This window comes from Rhodothermales bacterium (genome assembly GCA_017643395.1).
Lineage (GTDB): Bacteria > Bacteroidota > Rhodothermia > Rhodothermales > UBA10348 > JABDJZ01.
In genome coordinates, this window is record JAEPNP010000001.1 from 1122064 (window position 1) to 1134437 (window position 12374).

A 12374-nucleotide genomic window follows, 5' to 3' on the forward strand; every position below is an offset into this window, starting at 1 on the left:
CGGGTGCTCAGGCCAGAGCACTGGAGGCAATGTGCTCGCGCTGTGTCAGCCGCTTCCATGTCCGGTTGGCGAATTCCATGTAGGGCTGCTTGTGCCGAAGCCAACCAAAATGCAGTGCGTAGGGCGTCACATCGAGATGATCACCGCGTCCGGGCAGTCGGCTCACAAGGCCCGTCAGAAATCGGCGTAAGCCGGCTGAAGGAATCCCGCGGAGTGATTGCACCGTGTGGTCGGTGTAGTAGCGGCAGCGCACGGTCCGGAATTCGAGATCGTACTCCACAAGGCCCTCAACAAAATCGAGTTGCGGACTCTCCTGGGCCTGAAACCAGGGAAAGACGGGCATCTCGTAGTAGGCCATCGCTGCAGCCAGACTCCACTCGCACGACTCCTCGGATCGCCCTTCGGCGAGCCGCGATCTGAAATGCGTCTCGTCCCGACGTGCGAGAAACTCGCGGGCCTTGCTGCAGACGCGCTCTGCCGCCGCGCTTGTGGAGGCGTAGATCATACCGGCCTGCACGCGAGGCAGATACCGGATTCCCAGGTTGGCCATTGTGCGCCGCCTGCGGTCAAGCACATAGTCACCGACGATGCCGAGGCCCTTTGGACCCCCAAACCAGAAATCCGCCCGCTCCAGTCCGGTGGCAGTGAAGTCGAACGAACTCAGCTTCAGCCAGAGGGGGTCCGGATCCCGGCACCAAACCATGTCCGCATCCACGAACAGGTTTGCATCGAACGGCATGAACCGCTCCAGGTGATGTTTGAACCCGACAATCGAACGATGTGCCTCCGGGAGCACGGAGCGAACGGCGAACAGGTCCGTCAGTCCCTCACGCTCGAGGGCTGCCAGCTGATTCTCCGAAGCGTAGAGCGCCAGGGGACGCGTGCGATCGTGGCGTCGGATGGAAACCGCACTGGCGACTGCCTGCCGGAGATACTTCTCCGGGCCATAGGTATGGAAGACATAGCCCTCGGTCATCAGGACGCGCGGATTGGACATCGCCAGAATCCGCTGCAACGCCCTGTGGCTCAGACGGGTTCGATGAACTTCACGTCAGCGCCTCGCAGGCGCTCAAGGACCCGAGTGCCAGGCCGCCCCTAGCTGGCTGACCCGCGCAGGTGGCCCGAGTGCCAGGCCGCCCCGGTCAGGTGGTCAGTTCGTCCCGGCGCGCCCGCAACCGCTCCATGAGCGTCTCGAAACCGCGCTTCCTGATCATGGTGCGGAATGAGCGCGAGTAGCCTTCTACCGTGCTGACCTCATCCACGATGATGTCGGTAGCCTGCCAGGTGCCTCCCGCCCGACGCAGTTGGTATTCGATAACCATGGGCACATCGTCAACCACGGTGCTGGTAACCACGCGGGCATCGTTGCCGGTAACGGTGATCTGGTCATAGTTCACCCGCGCCCGAAACGGATCGAGATTGGTCAGTGACTGCGACCGGATGATGTCGGCAAACACCGTGACGAACTCACCCTGCTGCTCGGCCGACAAATCGCTCCAATGCGGTCCGAGTGCCGCTTCGCCCATCGCCCGGAAATTCAGGAAGCCGTTGATCTCATCACGAAGAATGGCCTTTCGGGACTCGGGCACATCGGAGCCTTCAGGACCGAGCAATTCCTTGATGCCGGCATCGCGCTCCACAAGAAGCGCACGCACCTCGGCGTCGGCCTGGGCCAGGACCATAGCCGGCGCTGCCAGAAGTAGCGCCAGGACGGCAGCAGTGTTCAGAAAACGGGACAGTAACATGATCAGAAAGGCGGTGGGTGGGTCTTGTTCAATCACCCGACACCCATTCAACTAGTATGCCAGTAGCGGTTCCAGGAGCCCGGAGCTGGTGTGAAGCCGCAGAATCGCCATGTTCAGGTCAAAAACAGCCTGGTGGCGGCCGGCCTCCAGTTCGAGCTTGGCCTGTACAGCCTTGATGAGGTCATCCGTGTCGCCCAACTCCAGTTCGAAATTGTTGTACTCGGTCAGCAGCCATTCCCTGCTCAATCGGAACGCCTCTTCGGCCGCGGCCAACTCCTCCTGACGGATCCGCACGGCGCGCCAGGCCTGCTCCACCTCAAAGAGGACCAGCTCCCGCGCGCCCGTCTCCAGATGCTGCACTTCGGCGAGATTGGCGCGGGCCTGCTCTACCCGGGCCCGGGTCTGGCGAAAGTTCAGCTGCAGGCGCATGCCGAGCCCGGCTTCCAGTGAACGGGACAGAAACGAGTCCCCCACGTAGGGATTGCGTTGCCGGAACCGGTCTGCCGTCGTTCCTGAGTAGTGCATGTGCGCACCAAGGAACAGCTTGGGGAAGTAGTCGGAGCGGGCGACGTCCACCAACGCTTCGCGGGCCTCGACACCCGCCTGCGCCTGCGCAACCTCAGGCCGGTGCCGGAGTGCCAACTGCTCGTACACCTCGAGCGCGTCCAGCTGGAAGCCAAGCGGCTCCAGGTATCTGTCTTCGGTCTCGAGCGCGATTCCAGGCGGGAGCATCAACTGGCGTGTAAGCCCGGATCGCGCCGTGGCCATCTCTTCGCGCACTCTGGCCACCCGCTTCCGCACCTCCTGCTCCGTGATGAGCACCTGGAACAGGTCGGCATCACCCACATCCGCAGATCCTGCCTCCAGCTGTTTTTCGACCTCTTCCTTTGCCCGGGAAACAGCATCCCCGGCCTCTGATGCCAGGCGATCGAGTACGTTCAGAAGGAGCATGCTGAAGTACAGCTCCCCGGTTCGCTCTACCACGACATACTGTGATTCCTGCACGGCGGCCTGCTCCAGTTCGACACCGGCCCTCGCCGCGTCGATACTGCGGCCGATCTGCCCCCAGGTCCATAATGGCTGGATCACGTCGACATCCAACCGACTGAAGGGGTGAAGGCGCTCCCAATCGTTGCGAACGTCGGGGTCCAGGTACAGACGATCCGTCGCCGTGCTGTTGGGGTTGTCCAGGGCGGGGGCGAAGGCGTGTGCCGTTGTGGCCCCGGCATCGGTCAGGAGGCGGCTCGCCCGTGCATGACCTAGCCGACCTTCTGCGAACTGAAGACCGGCCTGCTCGGCCAGGATGTCGGGGCTGACCTCAAGGGCCCTGGAGAGCGCCTCGCCAAGTCCGACGGTTAGCGTGTCCTGCGCGCCGGCCGGCCGCCAGGCCAGGGCCGACACGGCGAGGAGAAGCAATAGGCGATTCATGACGCGAAGGACGATGCGCGCGCAGGGACGTTCCCGGCGACGAGGGCAGGACGCCGGCCCCTGTGTCGCACGGCGAAGATTCTGCCATTGTGCGACCAACGGCGGCCGTGTACCTTCGCCGTGTTCTTTTCAATCACGCGCTCGGTCCACACACGTGGCGAAGAGGGAATCCGGTGCCCGCCCAGGCGGAACTCCGGAACTGTACCCGCAACTGTAGCCGATCCGCCCGACCAAGGACGTCTGCCCCACTGCTCGCGTGGGAAGGTGGCAGACTGAGGTCGGGATGCACGGGTCGGAAGTCAGGAGACCTGCCGACTGCGAAGCCAATGCGACCTCCGGGAAGAGGGGTGTGCGGCCATGTCGACCGTCGATCTGGGCCCGCATCTCCATGAGGTGGGCCCATGTTTATATCTCCCAGATTCTTGGGGGCCGCCCTCCTGATGGCGGCGTCCACCAGCGCTGACCCGGTCCTCGGCCAGAATGCCGAGGACTCCGTGCGGGTGATTCTGGACGAGATTCAGGTGAGCGCAATCGCGTCGGGGCCGGTACGCTATGTCGAGCTGCGCTCCCCGCAGCACGTTGGCGGGGGCGATTTGGCGGCCGCCCTCTCGGGCGAGTTGGGACTATTCGTTTACCGCCGCAATCCGGGAGGGCCGGCAACGCCCCGGATTCGGGGCTGGGACGGCTCTCAGGTGGCAGTGGTGCTCGAGGGCGTTCGACTGATCGAGCCCCAGAGCGGGCAGGTGGATCTGTCCATGATCCCGGCGGCATTTCTCGAACGCGCGCGTCTTGTCCGCAGTACGGCCACCGATCAGGGCGCGATGGGTGGACAGGTCGACATGACGCTGCTTCAGGCCAGTGACGGGCTGATGGTGCGTCTCGCGGGCGGAGGCGGAGCGTTCGGGGCACGACACGGCGCCGTGGTGCTGGGCGGCGACAGGCGCCGGGCCGGCGTGACGCTGGGATTGCACGCGTCCCGGGCCCCAGAGTCATGGCCCCTCGCCGAGAATCGCCGTCGCATCGGTGCCGGTCGGGAGCGACAGAGTGCGGTGGCGACCCTCAACTGGCGCACCGGCACGGCCCGGTGGACGATCAGTCATCTTTCGTCGCACGCGGACACGGCGCTTCCGGGTCCCGCGAACGGAAGGCCACTGCGTGCCAGCCAGGAGGACCGACTCGGTGTGACTGCTCTTGGGGCCTCCGGTGTGCGGGAGCGCACCCTGTGGCGTGCCCAGGCCGTCTGGCAGACTTCGGGAGCAACCTTCAGAGACGCCGACGCAAATCTCGATCGGAGCAGCCAAACCTCCAGAGCCTCGCTCACCGCAACCTTCGGGCGTGAACGATGGGACCTGCAGGGCGGAGTCGACACGCAGTACCTGAAGGGCGGTCCTGAAACCGAAACCGGCGGGTTCGTGGATATCTCGACACGGCAGCCCACCAGCCGTCTCGTGATATTCGCGGGCCTGCGACAGGAAGTGCGCACGGCCCGGTACCGGGCCGTGCCCCGCGTTTCGGTGTCCACGAGAGGGTCCGGATTGCTGGTTTCGGTCAGTGCGGGCCGAAGCGTGCGACATCCCACTTTTGTGGAGCGCTATTGGCAGCCCGGAGGCAATCCGGACCTGCGTCCGGAAGTCGGCTACACGGTGGACGCGGGGCTGGAATCCCGCCTCGGAGCGCTGGTGCTGAAAACGACGGCTTTCGCCGCGTGGCTCGACAACCGCATCGTCTGGCAGCCCTCCCTCGTCATGTCCGGCCTCCAGGTATGGACGCCGACCAATGTTGGTCGCGCGCGATCGACGGGTCTCGAATGGCGTGCCCTCTGGGCCGGGAACCGTGTGGCCGTCGGAATCGACGGCAGCTACACCCGCGCCACGGACCGCAGCGATTCCCGATCTGCATCCTTCGGGCACCAGCTCAGATACGTGCCCCGCACGGTCATCGCGGTCCCGGTGCGATGGGCCGTGGGGGCCGTGGAGCTGTCCGCCTCGGCACGCTACACCGGCCATCGCCCGATTGCGTCCGATGGTTCATTCGAGGAGCCCCCGTACACCGAGCTCGACCTGGCACTGCGCACGACTCGTCGGCTCGCACAGGCCGACGCCACCCTGTCAATCATGCTGCACAACGCGCTCGACATCCCTTTTGAAACCGTGCGGCTCTATCCGATGCCGGGCCGACATCTGACTCTACACCTCAACATCGATCTCTCCTCATGAGACTTCTCCCCTGTCTGATTCTTGCCGGTCTGCTCCTTGCCGGCTGCGATTCAAACGACTCCGGCATGGAGGGTGCGCCCGCGGCTCGCGCCGTGCTGGTCGCCAACGGCGGCAATTTCTCGGACCAGAACGGGTCCGTCTCCACCCTGAACCTGGAAACCGGTGGGACCTCCACAGGACCCGCGATGGACGGCTTTGTCCAGGCCGTCGTGCCGGCAGACACGCTGCGGCTGGTGCTGGTCAACACGTTCTCTGGCGGGAGAGTGGACATCACCGGTCCGGACGGCACCGTACTCGCCTCTCTGGAGGACATTGATGCGCCGCGCGCAGCTGCGATCGTGGACGGCACGGCCTACGTCACCACCTTCGCCTTCGACGGCTCCGGAAACGTGCTGGCCATCGATCTCGCGACGGCCGCGTTGACGTCAACCTTTGCAACGGGCAGCTATCCGGAAGGCATCGCTCATGCGTCCGGTCGACTCATCATCGCCAACTATGGCTACATCGGCAGCGGCCGCTCTGTCACGGTGATCGACCTGGCGGACGGCTCCGCGCAGGAACGTTCCATTGCGTGCGATGGGCCCCGCGACGTCGTAGTCTCCGGTGAAATATTGAACATCGTCTGCCTTGGCAAAACCGTCTACAACGACGATTTCAGCCAGATTCTGGAACAGACCGGCGGGCAGGTTCACTTTCTGAATGCCGTTTCCCTCACCGAGCTGGATCGCATCGAGTATGACCACCAGTTTGGTTCTACGGGTGGCGGCCAGGGTGCGGCCGCATCGGCCTCGGAACTCGCCGTTCTGGATCCTCAGTCAGAGATGATTCGACGGTTCGAGCTGGAGACGCGCACTGAGCTGTCCGCGTGGAATTTTGACAATGAAGGCACCTACGTGGGCCTGTCCGGTATTGGATTCGGGTCAGATCGGTGGTTCGTCGGCCGCATGGCCCGATCGGCCGGTGGTCCGTTTCCGGACTATACGGCTGCCGGTCAGCTTGTCGAAGTTCGCGCTGCGGACGGGTCCGTACTGGCCGAGCATGGTGTGGGTCAGGCACCTACGCATGTCGCCGTCATCATTCAATAGCGCAATCATGCACATAGACCGCTGCGTCTGTGAAGGCGTCACGTTCAAGGTCCTGAAGGAGGTGGCAGACCGTTCAGGCTGCCGCACCCTTCAGGACCTGCGGGACGAAGCCCGGTTTGCGACCGGGTGCGGTTTGTGCAGACCGTACGTGGCCGAGATGCTGCGCACCGGCCGGACCTCGTTCAGCGAGATCATCGTGGAGAAGGCTGCGGAGGAGTAGGACCGCCCCCTACTGCCTGTACGACGCCGCAATCGATGCCAGGCGCTCCTGAATCGTCTCCTCTGCGTACCAGCGGCCACGAACCATCACCCCACCACGGTCGGCCACGTGGGCCAGGTCCTCCAGGGGGTTGCCCCGGACCAGGATGAGATCGGCCCGATGGCCGGCTGCCACCTGTCCGAACGTGTCCCAGGCTTCGAAGTACGTGCCGACCGCGACCGTGCCGCTCCTCAGCACCTCATAGGGCGACATCCCGGCATCTTCCATGCGGGCCATCTCCCGGTGCAATGAGAAGCCGGGTACCGAGTACTGCTGAGGCGCGTCCGTGCCCATGAGGATACCGGCGTCGGCCTCGTTCAGTGCCGCCAGAACCTGCATGCGGGCATCGATGACCTTCCGGGACTGCTGCAGATCGAACTGGGGATTGGCCACCCGCTGGCGGAACGCGTTTTCCCATGAGGCCCGCGCCGAGGGATGCGCGTATTGCAGTTCCGGGAAGGCATTCAGATCGTCGAGGTCGTTCGTGCCATACAGCGTTTCCCACAGCACCATGGTCGGCACGACCCAGGCGCCCATCGCTTTCGTGCGCGCCACGATGTCTGCCAGGGCTCCCGTGTCAACCGCGTCCGCATCGATCGAAGACAGGTACTCGACGTAGCCATCCAGGTGGTCAAACGTCAGCTGCCCCATCTCGAGGGCGTGCACAAGACCTACATCCGCCGGAACGTGCCCACCGAAGTCGATTCCCGACCGGCGAGCAGTCACGGCCATGGAGTCAAACTCGGCCTTGCTCAGGCCCGGATGGATTTTCAGCAGGTCCCACCCCTCTTCCACCTGCCGCCTGACTTTGTCGGCCGCCTGTGCGGGCGAGTTCACCGAGCCGCCGTTGAAACTCGGGCCCGCCAGGTAAAGCGTCGGCGCGTCGATCTCGCCCGCGTTCGCGGCTGCCTTCAGATCCAGCTGCCCGGGATATCCGAGCATGCCGCGCACGGTGGTGATGCCGTTGGCCATGTAGAGAAAGAGCGTCTTCTCAATCTCCTCGGCGGGCTGGTTCGGCGGAGGGATGTGCCCATGCATTTCTGCGAGCCCCGGCATGAGGTACTGTCCTGAACCGTCTATGACCAGGGCCCCTTCCGGTACCTGAACGTCAGATCCGACGGCCACGATACGGTCGCCCTCGATCAATACGGTCTGGCCGGGCACCAACCGCTCGGCGTCCATGGGGACGACCGTGACGTTCACAAAGGCAGTGACATCTTCGGGGGCAGCGGCCGGGGACAGGGCCAGGGCAGCCAGCAGAAAGAGCGTGTTCATGGCGATGCGGGGCTAGGCGGATTCAACTTAACTATCAGCGGCGGAACGATGGCGCAAACGCCGCGTGGGACGCGCATGAAGCACGAGCCCAAGCCTTCCATCCAAACGCTCGGAGCCCTGCGGGAGTCGGGGTACCGGGTGCGCAGCGTCAAGGACGAAGTCCGGAGCAATCTCATCGCAGCGCTTCGTGACGGGCGAGACCCGTTCCCGGGTGTGCTCGGTTTTGAGCAGACGGTCATCCCGCAGATTCAGAACGCCATTCTGGGGCGCCACGATTTCATTCTGCTCGGACTGCGCGGGCAGGCCAAGAGTCGCGTTCTGCGCCTGCTTCCGGGCCTTCTCGACGCCTGGATCCCGGTTGTCGAAGGCTCCGACCTCAACGACAACCCGTTCGCTCCGGTATCCAAGTACGCTCGCGATCTGATGGAACAAGCGGGAGACGAGACGCCCATCAGCTGGCTGCCACGTGCCGAGCGCTACGGAGAGAAACTGGCGACTCCCGACACGTCCATTGCCGACCTCATCGGAGACATCGACCCCATCAAGGCGGCGCATCGCAAGCTGACCTACGCGGACGAAGAGGTCATTCATTTTGGCATCATCCCGAGGACCAATCGCGGCATCTTCGCCATCAACGAACTGCCCGATCTGCAACCGCGCATTCAGGTGGGTCTGCTCAACATCATGGAGGAGCAGGACATCCAGATTCGCGGATTCAACATCCGGTTTCCCCTGGATCTGTTGATGGTATTCTCGGCGAACCCCGAGGACTATACCAACCGGGGCAGCATCATCACGCCGCTCAAGGACCGCATCGACAGCCAGATTATCACGCACTACCCCAAGAGCGTGGAAACCGGTATCGCCATTACCGATCAGGAGGCCTGGCAGGATCGTGATTCCGCGGTCAGCGTGGAGGTACCGCACCTGTTTCGTGAGATCATAGAACAGGTGGCGTTCGAAGCCCGGGCGTCCGAGTACGTGGACCAGAACTCCGGCGTGTCCGCTCGCATGACCCGTGCGGCGCTGGAGAACCTGATCTCGGCGGCCGAGCGTCGGGCCCTGCTGGCCGGCGAGCGGGAGACCTACGCCCGCGCTTCGGACCTGTGGTTTATCGAGCCGGCAGTGACCGGCAAACTCGAACTCGTTTACGAAGGCGAACAGGAGGGTGCCCAGACGGTGGCCCAGGTACTGACCGGCCGAGCCCTGAAAGCGACCTTCTCACGTCACTTCCCGGCTCCGGATACCGATCGCGCGCTGTACCAGAAGGTGCTGAACTGGTTTGCCTCCGGCGGCACGCTGAACCTGCACCACAACATGGCTCTGTCCGAGTATGCCTCGGCCCTGGACACGGTCGATGGGCTGCGCGACCTGGTGGACCGCATCGCCAAACCGGACTCTCCGGAGGCGAGGGCCACCATGATGGAACTCGTCCTCGAGGCCTTGCACCAGCACTCCATGCTGGGCAAGGAAGTGGCTGGAGCGGCCCGAAGTTTCGTGGACATGATGGGTTCCATGCTGTCGGGAATCGGGTCTGCTGACCCGGACGAGTTTGACGAATTCGACGACGAACTCTGATGCGCACGCGGCGCGCCGCCTCACTCGCGGTACTCGCCGCGACCGTGGCCTGTGTGGCAGGCGTCGAGGCACGGCAAGCGGCCCGCATCCCTGCCGATAAGGCCGTGGCCTGGCCCGCCGCTGAGCACAAGCACGCCGTGCGGACTTCCGCACTGCCTGGCTCCAGGGCCTCTACGTCGTTTGACGCAGTCCACTACGGGCTGGATTTCGAGATCAGTCTGACTCCAAATTATCTGCTCGGTGTGGCGGTGGTCACTGGTCGGGCGCTCGACAGCATGTCCGAACTCGCCCTCGATCTGGACGAGAACATGCAGGTCGATTCAGTAACCACCGCCGCCGGCGAACACCTCACGTTCTCACACGCGGACCAAACCCTGCGCATCCAGCTTGCGACTCCCGCTGCCGCAGGAGAAATGGTGCGGGTGACGGTGCACTATCAGGGCTTGCCCCGCGAATCGGGTCTTGCCGGCTTTGTGTTTACGGAGGTGTCAGGCAATCCGGCTGTATGGACCTTGTCGGAGCCCTACGGGGCACGCACCTGGTGGCCAGGTCGGGACCATCCGTCGGACAAGGCTGATTCGGTGTCCCTGGCCATCACCGTGCCGAAGCCGATGACGGCCGCGTCCAACGGACTGCTCATCGGTACAGACGACCTGGGAGACCGACGGCGCTTCCGTTGGGAGCACAGCTACCCCATCGCCAGCTATCTGGTCTCGATAGCGGCGGGCGTCTACGACATCAATTACCAGATCTACGACCGACCGCCGGACCTGGCGCATGACCTCGGGCCCCTGAGTCTACCGATGGAGCACTACTCCTACGCGGGAAACGGGGCGTTTGAAGGCAATCACCCGCAGTTCGGCTTTCGCTTCATTCAGGACATATTCCCGGTGATGGAGCGCTGGTTCGGGCCGTACCCGTTTGCGCGTGAGAAGTACGGACACGCCCAGTTTACCTACGGGGGCGCCATGGAGCACCAGACGCTGTCCTCCATGACGACGAACTACCAGGGCACCATGGCGCATGAGTTGGCGCATCAGTGGTTCGGAGACAAGATCTCGCCCGGGTCCTGGCGGGATCTGTGGCTGAATGAGGGGTTCGCCACGTTCGGGGAACTGGCCTACTGGAAAGAGTCCGCCTTCCCGGAGGTGTACCAGCAGGTGTTCGACATCTATTACAACCGGGCCCTGGAGGCGCAGGGCACGCTGGTGGTGCAGGACACGGTGGACGTGACCGGCATGTTTGCGCACAGCCGGGTGTACAGCAAGGGCTGGATGGTACTCCGCATGCTGCGAGGCATGCTCGGCGAGTTTCAGTTTGCCGCGCTGATGCGTGCTTGGGCAGACGATCCGCAGGCTGGTTTCGGGGTAGCGTCCACATCGGACTTCCAGCGTGTGGCGGAGACGGTCAGCGGACTCGACCTGGGTACCTTCTTCCGTCAGTGGGTGACCGAGGGAACGGGTTTTCCCGTCTATGCGATTCGATGGGGCAAGCGAGCAGACGTGAACGGTTGGGTGACCGAAGTCACGGTTGAGCAGACCCAGCCCGAGCCGGTGTTTCAGATGCCGCTGGACCTCCGGGTCGGCTCGGGCTCCGATTCAGAGAACGTCATCGTGTTCAACCAGAGTCGATTGGCCACCTACTTCGTGAGGACCGATTTCGAGCCTGCTACCGTCGAGCTTGATCCGGAGCGCTGGGTTCTGCGTGCTCCGGAGGTGCTCGTCACCGGGCTGGAGTCGGCACCCAAGCCCTCGGAGCTCCTGAGCGTCTACCCCAACCCGGCGCGGTCCCGGATCCACGTGCACGCGGCGGAGCCGCGTTCGGTTATCGAGCTGGTCGATGGGCTCGGTCGCGTGATCCGACGCGAGAGGGGCAACGCTTCAGGTCAGGTTCAACTCGACGTTTCTGGTCTGCCCCCTGGCGTGTACGCCGTACGCACGTCTCGGGGCACGAGACTGTTCGTACACTTCTGAGATGCCTGTTATCCTGCGCGACGCGAAACCAGAAGACGCTCCAGTGCTGGTGGAGCTGATTCGCCGCCTGGCGGATTACGAACGATTGGCCCATGAGGTTGTGGCCGACGCGGACAAGCTGGCCGCCCATCTCGCAGATGACGCGCAGCCCCGGTGCCATGCAGTGCTCGCCGAGGCGGACGGGGAGCCCACCGGATTTGCCTTGTACTACTGGACGTATTCCACCTTCTTGACAGACTGGGGCATCTATCTGGAGGATCTGTTTGTTCGGGAATCGTTCCGAGGCCAGGGCATCGGGTTCGCGTTGCTGGCCGAGTTGGCCAGACGAGTGCAGGAGGTCGGCGGACACCGACTTACCTGGCAGGTCCTTGACTGGAATGCGCCTTCGATCAGCTTCTACGAGTCCCTGGGCGCACGAAGCCTGGAGGAATGGAAGACCATGCGGTTGGAAGGGGAAGCCCTCGAACGCGTGGCGTTCCGGGCCCAGCACGCGCTGCGCCGACTTGACGACTGAACGTCTGGTCTTGTCTACTCCGGCAGCGGAACGATCTGGCCCTGACAGTCCACCGTCTGGCCTGGCCCCGGGCGGGTGGTGGGCGCCTGCGAGACGGGAAGTGCGGGCTCGCACTCCTTGGGCACGTAGTGGGTGTGGTTGCCGTGCGGGACTTCGAAGTAGGGCCGGTCGTCGAACACTCCCATGGAATCGAGAACGGCCAGCGCGAGGAAAACGGCCAGGATCCCGATCAGTATGTTTCGCGTCCGGTTTTTCATGTGGGCGTGCAGTCTCAAGTAGCGACCGCAGCGACCAACCGACA

At 63.9% G+C, this 12374-nt stretch carries 11 protein-coding genes and 1 riboswitch; of the genes, 6 read left to right on the forward strand and 5 right to left on the reverse strand.

The genetic code is table 11. The features are described from left to right. Positions 1-7 precede the first annotated feature (7 nt). The 3 genes from JJ896_04465 to JJ896_04475 form a co-directional block, all read right to left on the reverse strand. A complete protein-coding gene (locus JJ896_04465; GenBank protein MBO6778886.1) occupies positions 8-997 on the reverse strand; it encodes a hypothetical protein in 990 nt (329 codons plus the stop codon). A 145-nt stretch (positions 998-1142) separates the two neighbouring features. Further along, positions 1143-1745 carry an ABC transporter substrate-binding protein gene (locus tag JJ896_04470; protein ID MBO6778887.1) on the reverse strand — a complete coding sequence of 201 codons (603 nt, stop codon included), beginning with the start codon at positions 1743-1745 and terminating at the stop codon, positions 1143-1145. Positions 1746-1796: 51 nt separating this feature from the next. Then, on the reverse strand, positions 1797-3173 hold the full coding sequence (locus tag JJ896_04475; GenBank protein MBO6778888.1) for a TolC family protein: 1377 nt from the start codon (positions 3171-3173) through the stop codon (positions 1797-1799). Between the two features lie 125 nt (positions 3174-3298). Further along, positions 3299-3504, forward strand: a riboswitch (cobalamin riboswitch). Between the two features lie 91 nt (positions 3505-3595). Between JJ896_04475 and JJ896_04480 the strand changes: the two genes are divergently transcribed. The 3 genes from JJ896_04480 to JJ896_04490 are packed head-to-tail and all read left to right on the forward strand — an operon-like array spanning position 3596 to position 6694. Further along, positions 3596-5389, forward strand: coding sequence for a TonB-dependent receptor (locus JJ896_04480; protein ID MBO6778889.1), 1794 nt, complete (start codon positions 3596-3598; stop codon positions 5387-5389). Then, positions 5386-6474 (forward strand): hypothetical protein, encoded by a 1089-nt coding sequence (locus tag JJ896_04485; protein MBO6778890.1) that lies wholly within the window; start codon positions 5386-5388, stop codon positions 6472-6474. Before JJ896_04480 ends, JJ896_04485 begins: the two co-directional genes overlap by 4 nt. 7 nt (positions 6475-6481) lie before the next feature. After that, positions 6482-6694 (forward strand): (2Fe-2S)-binding protein, encoded by a 213-nt coding sequence (locus tag JJ896_04490; protein ID MBO6778891.1) that lies wholly within the window; start codon positions 6482-6484, stop codon positions 6692-6694. A gap of 9 nt (positions 6695-6703) precedes the next feature. On the opposite strand, the gene JJ896_04495 is transcribed toward JJ896_04490, so the two are convergent. Then, positions 6704-8008, reverse strand: a complete 1305-nt coding sequence (locus JJ896_04495) for an amidohydrolase family protein (protein MBO6778892.1) — start codon at positions 8006-8008, stop codon at positions 6704-6706. Positions 8009-8083: 75 nt separating this feature from the next. Between JJ896_04495 and JJ896_04500 the strand changes: the two genes are divergently transcribed. Genes JJ896_04500 through JJ896_04510 form a run of 3 tightly spaced genes read left to right on the forward strand, consistent with a single transcriptional unit; the run spans position 8084 to position 12073 of the window. Next, positions 8084-9586: a hypothetical protein gene (locus JJ896_04500; GenBank protein MBO6778893.1), complete on the forward strand. Its 1503-nt coding sequence runs from the start codon at positions 8084-8086 to the stop codon at positions 9584-9586. After that, positions 9586-11559: a T9SS type A sorting domain-containing protein gene (locus JJ896_04505; protein ID MBO6778894.1), complete on the forward strand. Its 1974-nt coding sequence runs from the start codon at positions 9586-9588 to the stop codon at positions 11557-11559. The genes JJ896_04500 and JJ896_04505 overlap by 1 nt, the downstream gene beginning before the upstream one ends. A 1-nt stretch (position 11560) precedes the next feature. Then, positions 11561-12073 carry a GNAT family N-acetyltransferase gene (locus tag JJ896_04510; GenBank protein MBO6778895.1) on the forward strand — a complete coding sequence of 171 codons (513 nt, stop codon included), beginning with the start codon at positions 11561-11563 and terminating at the stop codon, positions 12071-12073. Between the two features lie 14 nt (positions 12074-12087). On the opposite strand, the gene JJ896_04515 is transcribed toward JJ896_04510, so the two are convergent. Beyond that, positions 12088-12330, reverse strand: coding sequence for a hypothetical protein (locus JJ896_04515; protein ID MBO6778896.1), 243 nt, complete (start codon positions 12328-12330; stop codon positions 12088-12090). Positions 12331-12374 lie beyond the last annotated feature (44 nt).

What these genes read in the sequence shown, in the direction of transcription:
- JJ896_04510 (MBO6778895.1), top strand. Translation starts at nt 11,561, where the DNA reads ATGCCTGTTATCCTGCGCGACGCGAAACCAGAAGACGCTCCAGTGCTG.
- JJ896_04505 (MBO6778894.1), top strand. Translation starts at nt 9,586, where the DNA reads ATGCGCACGCGGCGCGCCGCCTCACTCGCGGTACTCGCCGCGACCGTG.
- JJ896_04500 (MBO6778893.1), top strand. Translation starts at nt 8,084, where the DNA reads ATGAAGCACGAGCCCAAGCCTTCCATCCAAACGCTCGGAGCCCTGCGG.
- JJ896_04485 (MBO6778890.1), top strand. Translation starts at nt 5,386, where the DNA reads ATGAGACTTCTCCCCTGTCTGATTCTTGCCGGTCTGCTCCTTGCCGGC.
- JJ896_04515 (MBO6778896.1), bottom strand. Translation starts at nt 12,330, where the DNA reads ATGAAAAACCGGACGCGAAACATACTGATCGGGATCCTGGCCGTTTTC.
- JJ896_04465 (MBO6778886.1), bottom strand. Translation starts at nt 997, where the DNA reads ATGTCCAATCCGCGCGTCCTGATGACCGAGGGCTATGTCTTCCATACC.
- JJ896_04470 (MBO6778887.1), bottom strand. Translation starts at nt 1,745, where the DNA reads ATGTTACTGTCCCGTTTTCTGAACACTGCTGCCGTCCTGGCGCTACTT.
- JJ896_04475 (MBO6778888.1), bottom strand. Translation starts at nt 3,173, where the DNA reads ATGAATCGCCTATTGCTTCTCCTCGCCGTGTCGGCCCTGGCCTGGCGG.
- JJ896_04490 (MBO6778891.1), top strand. Translation starts at nt 6,482, where the DNA reads ATGCACATAGACCGCTGCGTCTGTGAAGGCGTCACGTTCAAGGTCCTG.
- JJ896_04495 (MBO6778892.1), bottom strand. Translation starts at nt 8,008, where the DNA reads ATGAACACGCTCTTTCTGCTGGCTGCCCTGGCCCTGTCCCCGGCCGCT.